Source organism: Aeromonas sp. R1-2 (assembly GCF_040908505.1).
GTDB classification, from domain to species: Bacteria; Pseudomonadota; Gammaproteobacteria; order Enterobacterales; family Aeromonadaceae; genus Aeromonas; species Aeromonas veronii.
The window spans coordinates 100,727-117,571 of sequence record NZ_JBFODU010000014.1 but is presented as its reverse complement, the minus strand read 5'-3'; the positions used below and the strand labels follow the sequence as shown (position 1 = coordinate 117,571).

The 16,845-nt window shown below is 60.0% G+C and carries 15 protein-coding genes and 1 tRNA gene; 6 read left to right on the top strand and 10 right to left on the bottom strand.

Annotated elements, in window-relative coordinates; genetic code table 11:
* Positions 1–21: 21 nt before the first annotated feature.
* The 9 genes from secF to hinT all read right to left on the bottom strand — a co-directional run bounded on the left by secF (position 22) and on the right by hinT (position 8,143).
* Positions 22–939, bottom strand: a complete 918-nt coding sequence (secF, locus tag AB5Y76_RS05425; RefSeq protein WP_005334046.1) for a protein translocase subunit SecF — start codon at positions 937–939, stop codon at positions 22–24.
* A 151-nt stretch (positions 940–1,090) separates the two neighbouring features.
* Positions 1,091–2,893: a protein translocase subunit SecD gene (secD, locus tag AB5Y76_RS05420; RefSeq protein WP_263717666.1), complete on the bottom strand. Its 1,803-nt coding sequence runs from the start codon at positions 2,891–2,893 to the stop codon at positions 1,091–1,093.
* Positions 2,894–3,051: 158 nt separating this feature from the next.
* Positions 3,052–3,486 carry a hypothetical protein gene (locus AB5Y76_RS05415; protein WP_005334044.1) on the bottom strand — a complete coding sequence of 145 codons (435 nt, stop codon included), beginning with the start codon at positions 3,484–3,486 and terminating at the stop codon, positions 3,052–3,054.
* Positions 3,487–3,582: 96 nt separating this feature from the next.
* A complete protein-coding gene (locus AB5Y76_RS05410) occupies positions 3,583–4,440 on the bottom strand; it encodes a DUF6279 family lipoprotein (RefSeq protein ID WP_005361577.1) in 858 nt (285 codons plus the stop codon).
* A 3-nt stretch (positions 4,441–4,443) separates the two neighbouring features.
* Positions 4,444–5,289 carry a phosphotransferase family protein gene (locus AB5Y76_RS05405; protein WP_263717667.1) on the bottom strand — a complete coding sequence of 282 codons (846 nt, stop codon included), beginning with the start codon at positions 5,287–5,289 and terminating at the stop codon, positions 4,444–4,446.
* The gene (lpoB, locus tag AB5Y76_RS05400; RefSeq protein WP_005302153.1) at positions 5,279–5,875 is read right to left on the bottom strand and encodes a penicillin-binding protein activator LpoB; all 597 of its coding nucleotides are present in this window, start codon (positions 5,873–5,875) and stop codon (positions 5,279–5,281) included. Before lpoB ends, AB5Y76_RS05405 begins: the two co-directional genes overlap by 11 nt.
* Positions 5,875–6,273: a YcfL family protein gene (locus AB5Y76_RS05395; RefSeq protein WP_158112315.1), complete on the bottom strand. Its 399-nt coding sequence runs from the start codon at positions 6,271–6,273 to the stop codon at positions 5,875–5,877. The genes lpoB and AB5Y76_RS05395 overlap by 1 nt, the downstream gene beginning before the upstream one ends.
* Before the next feature lie 83 nt (positions 6,274–6,356).
* Positions 6,357–7,793 carry a COG3014 family protein gene (locus AB5Y76_RS05390; RefSeq protein ID WP_263717668.1) on the bottom strand — a complete coding sequence of 479 codons (1,437 nt, stop codon included), beginning with the start codon at positions 7,791–7,793 and terminating at the stop codon, positions 6,357–6,359.
* Positions 7,793–8,143 (bottom strand): purine nucleoside phosphoramidase, encoded by a 351-nt coding sequence (gene hinT / locus AB5Y76_RS05385; protein ID WP_005334033.1) that lies wholly within the window; start codon positions 8,141–8,143, stop codon positions 7,793–7,795. Before hinT ends, AB5Y76_RS05390 begins: the two co-directional genes overlap by 1 nt.
* A 252-nt stretch (positions 8,144–8,395) precedes the next feature.
* On the opposite strand from hinT, the gene AB5Y76_RS05380 reads away from it, so the two are divergent.
* Positions 8,396–10,408: a methyl-accepting chemotaxis protein gene (locus tag AB5Y76_RS05380; RefSeq protein ID WP_263717669.1), complete on the top strand. Its 2,013-nt coding sequence runs from the start codon at positions 8,396–8,398 to the stop codon at positions 10,406–10,408.
* 71 nt (positions 10,409–10,479) lie between these two features.
* On the opposite strand, the gene AB5Y76_RS05375 is transcribed toward AB5Y76_RS05380, so the two are convergent.
* A complete protein-coding gene (locus AB5Y76_RS05375) occupies positions 10,480–11,355 on the bottom strand; it encodes a 6-carboxytetrahydropterin synthase (RefSeq protein ID WP_263717670.1) in 876 nt (291 codons plus the stop codon).
* Positions 11,356–11,435: 80 nt separating this feature from the next.
* On the opposite strand from AB5Y76_RS05375, the gene AB5Y76_RS05370 reads away from it, so the two are divergent.
* The 5 genes from AB5Y76_RS05370 (at position 11,436) to AB5Y76_RS05350 (ending at position 16,804) form a co-directional block, all read left to right on the top strand.
* Positions 11,436–12,779: a dihydroorotase gene (locus AB5Y76_RS05370; RefSeq protein WP_100653426.1), complete on the top strand. Its 1,344-nt coding sequence runs from the start codon at positions 11,436–11,438 to the stop codon at positions 12,777–12,779.
* 112 nt (positions 12,780–12,891) lie between these two features.
* A tRNA-Pro gene (locus tag AB5Y76_RS05365) sits at positions 12,892–12,968 on the top strand.
* Positions 12,969–13,184: 216 nt separating this feature from the next.
* Complete coding sequence (locus AB5Y76_RS05360; RefSeq protein ID WP_041235087.1) at positions 13,185–13,616, top strand: hypothetical protein; 432 nt, start codon at positions 13,185–13,187, stop codon at positions 13,614–13,616.
* 204 nt (positions 13,617–13,820) lie between these two features.
* The gene (locus AB5Y76_RS05355; protein WP_263717671.1) at positions 13,821–15,080 is read left to right on the top strand and encodes a dicarboxylate/amino acid:cation symporter; all 1,260 of its coding nucleotides are present in this window, start codon (positions 13,821–13,823) and stop codon (positions 15,078–15,080) included.
* Positions 15,081–15,184: 104 nt separating this feature from the next.
* On the top strand, positions 15,185–16,804 hold the full coding sequence (locus AB5Y76_RS05350) for a methyl-accepting chemotaxis protein (RefSeq protein ID WP_005353060.1): 1,620 nt from the start codon (positions 15,185–15,187) through the stop codon (positions 16,802–16,804).
* Positions 16,805–16,845: the final 41 nt, after the last annotated feature.

The window sequence follows — 16,845 nt, the reverse complement described above, 5'->3', positions numbered from 1 at the left end:
GCCGGGCCTGATTAACAAGGTTCAGGCCGCGTTGGCCAGTGGCTCCTCGCTTTTCTTCTGGTAGGCCTGAGGGGTGAGCCCAAGCAGCTCCTGCACGGTCGAGGCGACGGTGATGGAAGAGACGGTGCCCACCAGGATCCCGGCAAACAGGGTGAAGGAGAAGCCGTAGAGGGCGTCACCACCAAACAGCAGCAGGGCGCCCACGGTAAACAGGGTGGTGCCCGAGGTGATCATGGTGCGACTGAAGGTTGCCTTGATGGCCACATCGGAGCACTCGTGGATCCCCATCTGGGTACGCGAGCTCAGCAGATCCCGCAACCTGTCCGAGATGACGATGCTGTCGTTGAGGGAGTAGCCGATCACCGCCATCAAACCGGCGATGATGTTCAGATCGAATTCGATCTGAAAGAGTGACAGCAGCCCCAGCGCCACGATGGCGTCATGGACCACCGAGAGCAGGATGCCGATGGCCTGACGCCACTCGAAGCGAAACGCCAGATAGGCCGACATCGCCAGCGAAGCGACCAGCACCGCCAGCATCCCCTGCTGGAACAGCTCGGCACCCACCTGAGGGCCAACGATGGTGGTGCGCAGCAACTCGACCGGCATCCCCAGCTGTTGGGTCAGCATGGTGGCGAGATCTGCCGCGGGCCAGGGCAGTTCGTGGGGAGGCAATTTGATCAGCCACTCGCCGGGAATACCGGCCGAGCTCAGCTCAACGGCTCCCGCCAGCGGGGAGACCAGCATGGCATTGAGCTCATGGGCCTCTTTCAGGGTCTGGATATGAAACTCCAGCAGGATCCCGCCGGTAAAATCGAGCCCCAATGTCAGGCCGTTCACCAGCAAGATGGCGACGCTGGCCACGGTCAGCAGGATGGAAGCCCACAGGCCGATATAGCGCCAACGGGTCAGCCCCATGGCAACGATCATTCTCAACATAATTCTCTCCTTGGCCAGCCAGCATCAGGCTGTTGGCCCATCACGACGTGTCGCGACACGCCGGGAAAATAGTGTTCTGCTTTGGCCGCTCCGGCCATATCCATGGCCGATGGCGCAGCCAAAGCCGCTCATCAGAGGGACTGTTGTCCCGTTACACCTTCAGCGTGCGCTCGCTACTGCGTCCCCAGAGGGGGTTGATGATGGCGCGCGTCCCCCAGATCCCGGTGATCATGCTGGAGAGCAGACCCAGAATGAGGGTGATGGAGAAGCCCTGCAGCGGCCCGGAGCCAATGGAATAGAGCACCACGGCGCAGATGAGCGTAGTGATATTGGCATCAAAAATGGTGTGGAAGGCGGAGCGATAGCCAAAGTCGATGGCGTTGGCCAGTGAGCCCCCTTCTCGCAGACGGTCCCTGATCCGCTCGAAGATCAGCACATGGGTATCCACCGCCATGCCCACCGTCAGCACCAGACCGGCGATCCCCGGCAGGGTCAGCACGGCGCCCGGCAGCACCGCCAGCATGCCGACCTGCATCAACAGGTTGGCGACCAGCGCCGTGATGGCAACCCAGCCGAATTTGCGGTACCAGGCCATCATGAACAGCATCATGCCCGCCATGCCGAAGGCCAGCGCGGTGAAGCCCGCCTCGATATTCTGCATCCCCAGCGTCGGGCCAATACTGCGCTCTTCCAGGATCTTGAGAGGGGCGGTGAGGGCGCCGGCACGCAGCAGCATGGCCAGCTCTTGCGCTTCCGGCAGACTGCCAATGCCGGTGATGCGGAACTGGTTGCCAAGGGCTGTCTGGATGGTGGCGACGTTGATCACCTCGCTCTGGGCGCGCAGTTTGCCCTGGGCGTTGGTCTTGTACTCGGTGAAGACGGTTGCCATCGGCTTGCCCACATGCTGGCGGCTGAATTGGTTCATCTTGCTGCCACCCAGAGTGTCGAGCACGATATTGACCTGGGGTTGACCCATTTCGCCCATGTTGGCGCGGGCATCGACGATGTGCTCGCCGGTGAGTACCGGCTTGCGTGCCATGCCGACGGCCTGGCCGTTGCGATCGGCGATATAGAAGTGGCTGTCGGCTTTGGCCTCGTAGAAGGCCAGCGAGGCGGTGGCCCCGATCACCTCTTTCGCCTGCTTGGGGTTGTGCACCCCGGGCAGTTCGATACGGATACCATCCTGCCCCTGACGCACCACCGATGCCTCGACGATGCCGAGCTCATTGATCCGTTTTTTCAGGATCGACAGGTTCTGGGTCACGGCGTTGTTGACCAGCAGGGTGCGCTCAGCATCGCTCAGCACCAGTTTCAGATCATTGCCGGAGCGGGTCAGCTTCCACTGATCCTGACGGGTACCGGCACTCTCCTTGATGATGGTGAGCCAGCTCTCCTGTTCGGCGACCTCCGGCAGGGTGACGGCTACGGCGCCCTGTGCGCTGCGCGTGACGCTGGCGCCGCGCAGATTGGCTTCACGGAAGCGGGTGCGCAGGGTATCCACCAGATTCTTGGTCTGATTGTCGATGACAAAGTCCACGTCCACCCCGATCAGCAGCTGGGAGCCGCCACGCAGGTCGAGCCCCAGCTTGATGGGGTCGGCACCGAGGCGGGTGATCCAGGCCGGCGCGTTGGAGTGAAACTCCAGGGTGAGGGCGGCACTGTCGCCCCCTTGCTGCTCCAGCAACTGCTTGGCGCGCTGCTGTTCGCCCTGGCTGGCAAAGACCAGCTCGACCCGCTCAGGCTGCTCAATGACCTTGATCGGGGCCAGGTGTTTGTCGCTCAGCAGCATCTGTTGCTGAGCGGTCAGGCGCTGCTGTCCGTGCAGGCCAAGGGAGGGCTGCTCACCAAAAAAGGTGGGCAGGGAGTAAAAGGTAAAGGTCAACAGCATCAACAGCAGCAGTGCGTACTGCCACTTGCTCATGCGGTTGAGAACGGTGCGATTGCTCTTTCTCATGGCAAACAAGCCTCTGTCAGGAGAATGGTGCCCGGGCCGATAGCAACAAGGCTCGGCAAGGCGCAAAAAATGGGATGCATCAAATGCGGATCAGGCAGCCGCCGGATCCGTCAGGAAGAGGAGATGAGCAAACAGTGGATGTGCCAGCCCCTCCGGGGTCAGGCGCTCAGATAGCTCTGGGTGAAGCGGTATTGCAGATGTTGGCGCTGTAGATGGCGTCTGTGGATCGCGCCAAAGCGATCGCGAAAACTCTGTTTGTGATAGAGCTCGGGTGCCAGCATCAGCCAGCCGAGCAGCAACAGCAGGATGGCTTGGGCCGACCAGCTCTGGATCAGCTCGTAGACCACACTCTTGGGCTGGTTGTCACTGCGCAGGGATTGTTCGAGACGCAGCAGGTGATTCTGATGGCTGCCAACAAACTTGATGATGCCATCGTCGCTGTCGCTAAGCTGATTGAACACCTGAGTCTGCTGCTGTTCACTCTGGGGAGATGCGGGTAGCAGCGGGCCTTCCATTCGGGCGATGGAACAAAGCAGGGTGAGGGCGATAACCAGAGTTACCAGCACCAGTTTTACTTTGTCGATAAGGCGCAAAAAGTTAATTCCCGATAAATAGAAAGGTCAAACTACCATAAGCGCCCCGTTTGAACAAGGTTGCCCCGGGCGCATGGCACCATTCGATGCCGCTCGTCAGCTGCCGCTCATCTGCTTGAAGTCGCGGGCGTAGCCCTTGAGCAGGGAGTAGAGATGGGCCCGCTGGGAGATATCCAGCGACTGGCTCATGGCGCTCAGCCAGTTGACGGTACGTTGGCGCGACTGCTCGGTATAGCCGGTAAAGCGGCCATCCATCAGCCCATCCCCCTCGGCCAGCAGGTCAGTCAGCTCGCGGGTAAAGTCGGGACTCTGGCGCTGCTTCATCAGCCTGTCCAGCTCCTGGGTCCAGGACTCCTGAAACTCGAGCCAGGGGGGCATCAGCTCGTATTGCCATTCGGCCCACTGGGCCACCAGTGGCGCCTGTGCCGGTTTCACCTCGCCAATCCAGAACTCGAGCCGCTTGTTCATCTTGTCGCGAAACTCCGCCAGCATCTGCTCTTTGGGCTCAGTGGCAAAGTCCTTTTGCCGTTCCTGTTGCCGCTTGACCCGATCGGTCATAAAGCGGGCCACCTGCTCGTCGGTCAGGGTGCGCGCCAGCCTGACCGCACGGGGGATAGTGTTTTCCAGCGTGCGGGTCAGGCTCTGCTGCACCGCATCGAGATTGGTCGAGATCTGCTCCGGCGTCATGGGGCTGGCCACCGCCTTGGCCAGTGCATCGAGATCCCTGGCGTAGCGAGGCAGCTCGTGCTGGCGGTGCCAGGCCATCAGCCCCTTCACTTCGCGGCTGAGCAGATCCTTCTGCGAATAGGAGAGGGCAAAGTAGTCATCCAGCTGCCAGATGATGGCGGTATCGAGCCAGTAGTAGATCACCCGGGTGGAGCAACCGGTCAGCAGCAGGCCGATCAGCAGCAGACCCCAGGTTTTCGGCTTGTGCCAGCGCACCTTGTTTATCATCTGTTACTCCAGTCGTTGCCGGTTGATGGCGATCAGGGTGTCATAGTCGAGTGAGGGCTGTTGCTCTGCCATCAGCAGGGCCCAGAGCAGGCCGATATAGTCGACCCAGGGTAAAAATGCCTCGCTCTGAAAATCGGGCCACTGGTGGCGCGGCACGGCCTGCAGATAGTGCGCTTCCAGCTCGTCGCGCCGCTCGGCGGGCCACTCATGGGTGCGCTGGATGCTGGCGAGCTCAAAGCCGGGGTGACCTGCCGCGCCATACTCCCAGTCGATGACCCAGGGTTTGCTTCCCAACAAGTTAGCCGGATTGAGATCATGGTGGCAAGGGCGCCAGCAATCATTTGGCTCACTGCTGGCGAGCAAACCCCGCTCCAGGGCGGGCAGCCAGGAGGGGATGTGGGCCAGTCGGGCGCGATAGCCCGCCGCGTGGGCTCGCACCGCCATCACCACCGCAGGCAGCGGCAGGCGATGGAGCTTGCGCAGCACCTCAGCCAGCAGACGGGGCTGATCGGCTTCCGGCGGGCGCGCTTGCGCCCAGTTTGGCTCATCGCACCATTCGAGCAGCATCAGACCGCTGGCGGGATCGCCATAGTGGCAAGGCAGCGCCAACCCTTCGGCCATCGCCCCCTTATAAAGCTGCCACTCGGTGGGACGGTCGATGCCAAGGCGTACCGGGTTGGAGTGGCCCTGACGCAAAAAATAACTGCGCCCCGAGGGGAGGCGCAGTCGATAGTTGCAGTTGGTCAGGCCTAACCCGAGTGGTTCCAGCTGCCCCTCCCGCCAGGGGGTAGGCAGGCTGGCCAGTAGCGGATCACAGTTGCCTGTCTGCGGGAGCCTGTTACCAGCCAAAGGTGGATTTCTTCGCCTGTTTGCGGATCTCTTTCTGATCGGCCCACAGCAGTTCGCCGTTTTGCAGATCCATCAGGTTCATGGTCATCTGGTAGTAGACATCCTTCACCTTGCCATTGTCTTTGACGATGCTGGCGAGGTTGCCATAGACCATGTAGCGGGCACCGGTCTGCTTGCCCAGACGCACCATGGAGGCAGGATCCACCATGCCGCTGCTCTGCTGGTATTCGAGCTGCTGCTTGACGGCGGCCACCTTGCTCATGTCGACGAAGCGGAATTTGCCGGCCCGCAGCAACTTGGTGCGGATGGTATCGGTGATGGCTTCGGTATCGATGTGCTCGGAGGTCTTGTTGCGGATAGAGTCCATAAACATCACCGGACGACCGCCAGCGGTGATCTCGCTGGTGGCAGGGGAGGCGAGCATGGAGTCCGCCATCTTGTCGGCGATGGCCTGCAGGTCGCTTGAGCCGTAATCGACGGTGACGGTTTCGGTTTCAGTGGGATCGCCATAGCTGACGGTAGTGCTGGAGCAGCCGCCCAAGAGCAACGCGCCAGTCAGGATCAGCAGGGCATGATTCATTTTCATCAGTAGGATTCCTCAATCACTTCGCGTACGTAAATTCGGTAACCCTGCGCCGCCGGGCTGGGCGCCAAGGCCGAGAGGGTGCGGGTCTGATAGCCATGCAGCTTGATGGGGGTCCAGCCGCGGCCATCGCTGGCGACCTCCTGACCGGCCTCATCATACCAATAGAAGATATATTGCAGCTTGTTATCGCCGCGCTGGGTGCTGGCGGCGGCCACATTGACCTGCAGCAGGCCATTTTGCTGGCGGCGGCTCAGCTCGCTCAGGGTGACGTTGACGTTTTGATGCTGCTCCAGCGTGGGAGCACCGCCCGCCGGGCCATAGAGCGCCACGCCGGAGGTGTTGGTGGCGCAGCCGGTCAGCAGCAGCGCGAGCCCGAGGGCCAACCCGTATGCTTTCATCTTGCTCTCCTTAATCGGGGTGAGTGGGGCCGCGTGTGTGCCTGCCCGGTTAATTGTCTTGATCATCTCTCTTCGCCATCTGCTCAGAGCGGCATCACCCGGGTGGTCAGACCGGCGCCGAGGCGCTGTACCCAGACCAGGGTGGTGCGTCCCTTGTGGATGGTGAGCGGCAATTGCCGCTGCGCCGCCCCCGCGCTCAGGGTGAGGTTGATGTCACCTGCCGGCACCATCCCCTGCCAGCTCGATGCCTGCGCAGGCAGCGTCAGCCAGCTGCGGGTATCGGCCCGCTCGGAGAGGGTGTTGAAGATCCCCACCAGAATATTGCCCACATCGCCCCCCTCTTTGGCGGCGGTGTGGCGCATCTGCTCCTTGGCCACCAGTCGCAGCGCTTGACGGGTCAGCATGCCGGGCAGTCGCTCTTGCAGATCTTTGGCGGCCAGTGCTTCCAGCCTGACCAGCTCGCTGGTCTGCTCGACCCGCTTGCCGAGCGTGACCGTGAGCGGCCCCGTATCGCTGGCCCGATTATCGTAATAGGGGATGGCGACGGTAAAGGTGCGAAAATCGCCGCGGGAGGTGGAGATGGGCAGCGGCAGGAACAGTTCGCGCCGTGCCGGGATCAAACCATCTTCAAACAGCACCACCAGTTGGCCTTGATCTTTTGCAAGCTGCGGTGCTTTGCGGCCTATCTTTTTCTCGGTCTCGCGGATCTCGTCCGGTGAGCCACGCAGCCGCGCCAGACGCAGCAAGGCATCTTGCAGGCTGCGGTTGTCCGGCGCTATTTGGTAGCCGCGCTGATAGTCGACCCAGGCATCGTTGAGATCCCCGGCCGCCTCATAGAGCACGGCGGAAAAATAGAAGGTGTAGGCGTTCTGAAAACCGTTTTTGACCTTGCCGATCAACCGGTCGAGATCCGGTGCGCCGCGCGACATCAGCTGGCGCATCTCACCTTCAGCCTCGGCCTCTTCGCTCTCATCCTTCGCCTTGCGCACCTCATCGGCTCGCCGTTTAAGCGCCTGCTCCTGCACCTGATTGGCCCGGCGCACCTCTACTAGGGCGCCATCGGCATCACCCCGTTGCAGATAGTTGAGGGCCAGATAGTGATGCAGCATGGTGCGTTCGTAATCGGGAGTACGATAGGCCATCGACTGATCGTTGGTGAGCAGACTGCCCACCTGATCCAGACCGTGGCTCAGCCGGTATTCGGCCTGATTCTCTTCCCACTGAAGGCGGCTGTCGGCGGCGGTGAACGCCTGCTTGCTGCCCGCATCCTGACCGGCGAGCCAGGCAATGCGCCCCTGTTCGAGCCGATCCAGCACAAAGGTGTCATCCCCAAGGGTGGAGTCGCGCACCTCGGGCAGCGCCTCGGCGGCATGGCCTAGCTGCAGCTGGTTGCGCAGGGGCACCATCTGATCGGAGTAGGAGACAAACATATCCTGCCAGCGGGAGGCGCAGCCTCCCAGCAACAGCAGGACGCCGCAGAGCAACAGGGCGCTGCGGCAGGTTGAGGCGTGGCGATTCATTACAGGCTGAGCAGCGGTCCCAGCGGCTGGCCACCGACCAGATGCATGTGGATGTGGTAGACCTCCTGCCCGCCGTGGCGGTTGCAGTTCATGATGAGGCGGTAGCCATCTTCGGCGATGCCCGCCTCGGCGGCCAGTTTGCGGGCAACTGTGAACATCCGGCCAAGGGCCAGTTCATGTTCGGCTTCCACGTCATTAACGGTGGGGATCAGCACATTGGGGATGATCAGAATATGGGTCTTGGCCTTGGGCTGGATATCCCGGAATGCGGTGACCAGATCGTCTTGATAAAGGATGTCGGCGGGGATCTCTTTACGGATGATTTTGCTGAAAATGGTTTCTTGCGCCATGGCTAACTCCCTTATATGAAACAGAAAATTGAACTAGAACCCCAAGCGGCTCCCGAAAGGGGGGCGAGCAGCACGCCAAGTGTGACACAAGCCGACATTTGACACAGCTGATGTCCCATTCCCTTCAGTTATTGTTAAAAATACCGATAGCCAGAGGGACGTCATCTGCAGCGCCTGTTCAGGGTGGTCTGCAGGGTATCAAAAGGACGGGGTACTCAGGCAAGGGACTTTTGCATATACAGCGGGACAATAATGAAACAAACAATGTCGGATCTCTCCATCTTGCAGCGAGTCTACCTTGGCTTCGCGATCCTGGTGGCCGTGATGGTGGCCAGTTCACTGCTCACATTTCGTAGTCAGGAGACCCTGGGGAACGCACTGGAGCAGGTTACCCAGCAGTCTATGCCGCTGGTGATTGCCAGCAGTCAGACCCAAATCACTCTGCTCAGCGCCAACAAGTGGCTGGGGGATGTGCTCACCGAGCAGGATCCCAAACAGCTGCCGGCCGAAGTGGCCGAACTGAAACAGGCCAAGGCTGCGGTGGGCAAGAGCCTCGACGTCTTGCGCCAGCAGGTGGCCCACCACCCCGAACTGCAAGGGGAGATGAGCAGCCTCAGCAAGCAGGTCGACAGCTACCTGCAACTGACCGATACCCTGCCCGGCGAACACGAGGCGCTGCTCACCCGACTGCACAAGGTCAATCTGGCCAAGGGGCAGTTTCAGGTCAGTCTGCCCCAGTTCAAGAAGAGTCTGGGTGACATGATGGTCACCATCGACGACAGCTTTATCAAGATGCTCTCCGAGACCCTGACCACCAAGCTTTCCGCCATCGAACTCTCCACCATGGACGCCCTCAATCAGACCATTCCGGCCCCCATCGAAGGGGCGCTCAAGCGCAACAAGATGCAGATCGAGGGGTTCAACAGCACCATCAAGGATCTGCAGGGGGAGCTGAAGAACTTCGAGAACGACATGGGCCACTATGTTCACGGCTTTGTGCGCGACACCACCGCAAGCGAAGGCGTGCTCTCCCAGTATCTGGCGCTGATGAAGCAGCAGGAACAGATGCGGGAGAAGAGCAAGCAGGCCAGCGCTCTCATCGTCGAGATCCAGAACCAGCTTGAGCGGATCACCGGCCAGAGTCAGCAGCTGATGAGTCAAAGCATTCAGCACGCCAAAGCCACACAGAGCCAGAGCACCCTGACACAGGGAACCAGCATCGTCGTCGCCATCCTGATCGCCATGCTGGTGGCTTATACCCTGGGCAAGGCCATTCGCCGTCCGCTCAGGGAGTTGCTGCGGGTGCTGACCGAAGTGACTCAGGGCGACATGACCCAGCGCATCGGTTTTCAGAGCAAGAACGAATTCGGCCAGCTGGGCAGCCAGATCAACCTGCTGATTGCCCAGATGGGGGAGGTGCTGGCGCAGCTTTCACAAGCGTCGGCCCAGCTTAACGATGCCGCCCACGGCAATCGCCACACCACCGAATCGGTGCGGGCGGATCTGGAAAAACAGCGCCAGGAGACCGCCTCGGTCGCCGCCGCCATGACCCAGATGGAGGCCTCGGTGCGGGAGGTGGCGCAGGCCGCCAACCAGACCCTGGAGCGGGTGCAGGATGTGGAGAAGGCCTCCGAGATGGGACGCAAGGTGATGGCAGGCAATATCACCACCACTCATCAACTGGCGGGCAAGCTGCAACAGACCGGCAAGGTGATTGGTGATGTGAGTGCCATGAGCAGCCAGATTGGCAACATCCTCGATGTCATTCGCGGCATCGCCGAGCAGACCAACCTGCTGGCCCTCAACGCCGCCATCGAAGCGGCGCGGGCCGGCGAGCAGGGGCGCGGATTTGCGGTGGTGGCCGATGAGGTGCGCAGTCTGGCGGGCCGTACCGCCCAGTCCACCAGCGAAATCCAGACCATGATCGAGAACCTGCAGCAGGGGGTAGCCAAGGCGGTGACCGTGATGCAGGAGTGCTCTCGCGAGATGGACAGCTGCGTGGATCAGAGCTCTCACGCCAACAACGCCATGGAGGAGGTGCAGGGGATTGTGGTGCTGATCAGCGACATGTCGAGCCAGATCGCTTCTGCCGCCGAGCAGCAGCAGGCCACCAGCGCCGATATCGCCACCAACCTCAACCGCATCTCCGATATCTCGGATCTCAACTATCAGGGGATTGAGCGGGTAGCCGAGACCAGCCAGCAGCTGGACTCCCTCGCCGAGCAGCAGGAGAGCCTGGTCAAGCGCTTCCGCCTGAGCGCCTGATGGCAACAGGATGAAACAACAAGGCCCCGCAGATGCGGGGCCTTCTGTTTATTACGGTAGTGACAAGGGGATCAGGCGTAGGCAATCGCGCCCTTGCCGACCCCTTCATAGGCGACAATCTTGACGAACTTGTCGCCCACCATCTTCTTAACTTCGCGGGCGATATAGCAGGCCAGCAGCTCAACCGTGGTGTCAGTGTCGATCATCTCCACCTCGGCAGTGGGGATGGCCAGCTGGAACAGCCCTTGCGGCGCCACATATTTGAAGCCGCAGTGGTGCTCGCCAAGCTGGGCATTGGCGCGGGTGCTCAAAGCGAGCTCGGTCAGCGCCACCTTGTCCTCCTCGGTGCCAAGGTAGATATCCCCCCAGCGTTCGGCCCAGTTGAGCTCAAGCTCCTGGTCGCGCTCGCCATCGACGTGGATCTCGATGGGAGAGCGGTGGCCGTGGGCGATGCGCTGGCAGTTGCCATCGTGCTTTTTCAGGCCGTGGCTGTAGTGGTAGAAGGCGCCGGTGATCGCCTCCTGACGCAGGGTCAGGGAGAGATCCTTGATATTGCCCGGCAGCCGTTTGGCCAGTACCGCCAGCAGGTAGCGGGTCACCGACTCTTTATCAACTTGCGGGGCCGGGATAAAGGCAAAGCCCTGGGATGGGCAGCGCAGATGGATGGAGCGACCCGGGCGCAGCAGATCCACTGTGCTTTCGTCACCATCCAGTGTCTCGACGTGGATCAGCGGGCACCCGGTCGGCACCAGCAGCTTGTGGTCCACCTCTTCATCGATGATCGACTTGATCAGCTTCTTTACCCGGCCAAAGTCCAGCAGCATGCTCATTTCGTTGAGCTCACCGCTCATTTCGATATCTACCAGCCAGCTCTCCCCCACCATGCCGCGGCGTTCGCACAGGTAGCTGGAGTCGATCACGGTCAAATCTCTTACAAATAACTTCATCAGTCAGGCCTTGCTACAGAGAAAGGGCAGTTTTGCGCTATTATGACCCGCGATTATCGGCAAAGGAACTGGAACCCCCCATGAACAAACTGCTTATCAAGAATGCCACCCTGGTCAACGAAGGCCGTATCTATGCCTCCGATGTGTTGATCGAGGGGGAACGGATTGCCCGCATCGCCCCGGATATCGAGGCGCCCGATGCGCTGGTGATCGATGCCGCAGGTCGCCATCTCATCCCCGGAATGATCGATGATCAGGTCCACTTCCGGGAGCCGGGATTGACCCACAAGGGGACTATTGCCAGCGAATCCCGCGCCGCCGTCGCCGGTGGCACCACCAGTTTCATGGAAATGCCCAACGTCAATCCCCAGACCACCACCCTCGACGCCCTCGAAGCCAAATACCAGATCGCTGCCAACTCCTCCGTCGCCAACTACAGCTTCTATCTCGGCGCCACCAACGACAACCTTGCAGAGATCAAGCGTCTCGACCCCAAGCAGTCCTGCGGGGTCAAGGTGTTTATGGGCTCCTCGACCGGCAACATGCTGGTGGACAATCAGGAGACCCTGGCGGCCATCTTCCGCGAAAGTCCGGTGATGATCGTGACCCACTGCGAAGACACTCCGACCATCGCCAAGGCGGAAGAGGCGGCGCGGGCCAAGTGGGGCGAGAATGTGCCGATGGGCGAGCACGGCCGCATTCGCAGTGACGAGGCGTGCTACAAATCCTCCAGCATGGCGGTGGCGTTGGCGAAAAAATACGGTGCCAAGCTGCATGTGCTGCATCTGACCTCGGCCAAGGAGCTGTCGCTGTTTACCGCCAGCCACGACCTGAGCGAGCTGAAGGACAAGAACATCACCGCCGAGGTGTGTGTGCACCACCTCTTCTTCAATGATGCCGATTACGAGACCCAGGGCAGCCTGATCAAGTGCAACCCTGCGGTGAAGAGTGCCGCCGACCAGCAGGCACTGCTGGATGCGGTACGTAACGACGTGCTCGATATCATCGCCACCGACCACGCGCCCCACACCTGGGAAGAGAAGCAGAACAGCTACTTCAAGGCGCCGTCCGGTGTGCCGCTGGTGCAGCACTCTTTGCAGGCGCTGCTGGAGCTCTACCACAACGGCGTGTTTACCCTGGAGACTATCGTCAAGAAGACCTCCCACGCGGTAGCCGAGCGCTTCCAGGTGCAGGATCGCGGCTATATCCGCGAGGGGTATTTCGCCGATTTGGTGCTGCTGGATCTGGGCAAGCCCTATGTGGTCAACGATGACAACATCCTCTACCACTGTGGCTGGTCGCCCTTCAACGGCTACCGCTTCCACAGCACGGTGGAGATGACGCTGGTGAATGGCCAGATCGCCTGGCAAAACGGGCAGGTGACTGACCAGATCCTGGGCAAGCGACTGACCTTTAACCGCTGATTGTTCGCAAAGCAGGCGAACGCACCGTGGCCGAGGAATTGGCGGCGTTTCCCTGTTGACAGGGCAGGGTCATCTCCATAAACTCTGCCCCCGTCAGCCGAGCTGACTCCGTCGGTGTGTAGCGCAGCCAGGTAGCGCATCTGCATGGGGTGTAGAGGGTCGGAGGTTCGAATCCTCTCACACCGACCAAATTCCCCGGAAAAGGCCTTGTCAAACGACAAGGCCTTTTCTTTTGCCTGCGATTTGCCGCACAGGCGCGAAGCCAGTGGTGATGCACGCTGGTCGTTGTTGGCGCGAGCAGATTGTGCAGCCACCTCGCTTTATGGTGTAGTAACGACTCTGTTGCTCATTTGCCTGGCGAGGCCTCTCGTGTCTGCATCCGTATCTAAACCCTGTTGTCTGCTGATGCTCACCCTGCTGCTGGTGGGCTGCGCCACCCCTTACGAGAGTGAAAAGTCATTCTGGAATGGCCAGACCGGTTTTTCCCAGACCCGGCTTGGCCCGGACAAGTGGCAACTGGAGTTTGTCGGCAACGATCTGGTGGACAGGGAGACCGCCCGCAAATATGTGCTCAAGCGGGCAGGGGAGCTGGCACTGGCAGAGGGTTACTCCTGGCTCAAGGTCGATGAGCTGACCATTAACCGTGATGCCGTCAGGGTGACCCCATCACGGCCGATCTTCGGCTTTGACGAGGATGAACCTGATCTCTTTATGGCCCAGATGCAGGTGCAGCATACCATCTCGGCGCTGCTCACTTTTCGCCTGTTGCCACGGGCACTCGATGAGCGAACTCTGAATGCGAAATATCTCGCCGAAATCAAAATAAACAGTGATTAATATTGGTGGTTTGCAAGATCCATATCACATACACCTAATGGCAGGATAAAATTCTGGATAAAGCCTCTAGATTTACCCCCTGCTTTTAGGCATTCTCCCAGCATACCAGCCGCCAGGAATCAACGGCTCGGATCACAAAAACGGACTGTAGTGGCTCCCATGCCACTGTCAACGGCTTGCACCAATCAAAACCGGGACTCTCCCATGAAAATGAATAAACTGACGGTCGCCATCCTCATTTCGATGTTGCTTGGCATCCTTACCGGCCAGGGCTATCGCCTGTTTGCTGCCGATCAGGCGGCAGACTTTGCAAACAACATCACTATCCTGACCGATATCTTCCTGCGACTGATCAAGATGATCATCGCACCTTTGGTCTTCACCACCCTGGTGGTCGGCATCGCCAAGATGGGCGATACCCGCACTGTGGGTCGTATCGGTGCCAAAACCCTCGGCTGGTTCATGCTGGCCTCCCTGCTCTCCCTGAGCCTGGGTCTGGTGATGGTCACCCTGATGCAGCCGGGTGTGGGCCTCTCCCTCTCCCTGCCCAATGATGCCGCTACCTCTGGCATCTCTGCCGGCGCGATTACCCTGAAAGATTTCGTGACCCACGCCATTCCGAAAAGCGTGGTCGAGGCGATGGCCACCAACGAGATCCTGCAGATCGTGGTCTTCTCCCTGTTCTTTGGTCTGGCCGCAGCGGCGCTGGGCGATCTGGCCAAACCGGTGGTGGTGCTGATGGCCAGTGCTGCCGAGATCATGCTGAAAGTGACCGGCTATGTGATGAACTTTGCGCCGTTCGCCGTGTTTGGCGCCATTGCCGCCATGGTGGCCAAAGAGGGTCTGGGTATTCTGGTTACCTACGGCAGCTTCATGGCCCAGTTCTACATCGCCCTTGGCTGCCTCTGGCTGCTGCTGATCGCCATGGGTGGTGCCTTCCTGCGTGGCCGTATCATCAAGCTGCTGGCGATGATCCGCGAACCCATCCTGCTTGCCTTCTCTACCGCCAGCTCTGAAGCTGCCTATCCGAAGACCCTGGATCGTCTGGAGAAGTTCGGTTGTGACAAACGCATCGCCAGTTTCGTGCTGCCGATGGGTTACTCCTTCAACCTCGACGGCTCCATGATGTACTGCACCTTCGCGGTGATGTTCATCGCCCAGGCTTATGGCATCGAGCTCTCCACCGCCCAGCAGATCACCATGCTGCTGCTGCTGATGGTCACCTCCAAGGGGATGGCCGGGGTACCGCGCGCCTCTCTGGTGGTGATTGCCGCCACCCTGAACCAGTTCCATATTCCGGAAGCTGGCATCCTGCTGCTGCTGGGGATCGACCACTTCCTCGACATGGGCCGCTCTGCCACCAACGTGCTGGGCAACGCCATCGCCGCCAGCGTGGTGGCCAAGACCGAAGACAGTCTGGGTGAAACCGTCGCGCTGGGCGAGAGTGAGCCAGCCAAAGCCTGACCACAACGCCATGAAAAATAAACAACAACGGCCCGCCAATGCGGGCCGTTGTTGTTTATGGCTCGTCTACACTGCTAGATAGTTTTCATCTGGAGTGTACGGTTATGAACATTGCTCGTCGGCTTCAACTGATAGCGCTGCTGGTTATGCTGGCGCTTGTTTTCCTCAGCTGGTTCAGTATCAACCGCCTTGGGGCTGGCAATCGAGACTTGAGCTATGTGACGGACAATACGGTGCCCAGTATTGCGCTGATCAAGGAGGTGCAGGCTGCGTTCTATGAGCTGCACTCCCGGGTTCAAAGCCATATCCTCAACACCGACAATGACAAGATGCAGCAGATAGAAGCGGATATTGCCGAGCATCGCAAACAGATCAATTCGCAACTGGAGAAATATAAAGCAGAGATGCTCTCCAATGACGAAGACAGGCGCCTGACCGACGATGATCAACGCATTATCGCGCAATATTATCAGGAGATAGACAAGGTTCTGCAGCTCTCCCACCAAAACAAAAACGACGAAGCGCGAGACATGCTGGCAGGAGAAGCCTCCAGACTGTTCCATCAGTTTGCCAAGGCAATCGAGCTTCACGTCAACTTCAATATGGATTTGGGACTGGCGCTCAAGAAGCAGGGCCAGGAGAACTACGACAGCAGCCTGCAAACCCTGTTGTTTATCGCCGGTGGTGCCACCGTACTGACGATGGGGCTGTTTGTCTGGTTGTTCAATCAGGTGGCCAATCCCCTTCGCACCGCCATGGATACCCTGACCCGGATCCAGCGTGACCTCAACTTTACCCTGAGAGCAGACGTGAAACAGCAGGATGAGATTGGCCTGACCCTCAATGCGGTTAACCGGCTGCTAGATACGCTGCAACAGACATTTACCGAATTTTCCGTAGGCAGCTTGCAGATCAAGAGCACTGCCGAATCCCTCTCTCAGGCAGCGCAGCACCTGGCCAGCTCGGCTAATCAGGCCAATGATGCCACCAGTCTGATCGCCGCCGGTGTGGAAGAGATGACGGTCAGCATCACAGATATCTCCCAGCGTACTCAGGAGACGAGCCGTATCACCAACGAGTCGGGGCAACTGGCGACCGAGGGGGGCCGGACCATCGAGCGCACAGTCCATGCCATCAACGAGATCGCCGACTCGATCCGGCAGGCCTCGGCCGAGGTCATTGCGCTGGGTGAGGGTATTTCGCGCATTGGCGGTGTGGTCAACGTGATCCGTGATGTGGCGGGGCAGACCAACTTGCTGGCCTTGAACGCGGCCATTGAAGCGGCGAGGGCCGGGGAGTCCGGCCGTGGCTTTGCGGTGGTGGCGGATGAGGTGCGCAAACTGGCAGAGCGGACGGCGCAATCCACCCAGGAGATCTCCGCTACGGTAGAGGCGATCCAGCAGGAGTCGAACAATACGGTCTCCCGCATGCATCTGGTGGAGGAGAAGGTGAGCCAGGGGGTCACCATGGCGACCGAGAGTGGCGCCATTATTGCCGAAATCCGCAGTGCGTCGCACCGGGTGATGGAGCAGGTGGGCGAGATCACCAATGCCATCCGCGAGCAGAGCTCGGCCGCCGAGTCGATTGCCCATCAGGTGGAGCAGATTGCTCAGGTCGTGCAGCAGACCAGCAGCACAGCGGAAGAGACCTCAGCCGCAGCCGAGGAGCTTAATGTCACCACCGAGAGCATCCACCAGCAGATATCCCGCTATCGCATTCAGTAACGCCGACGGTTGTTATCCATCTGCTATCCCCGCCAGCTGGC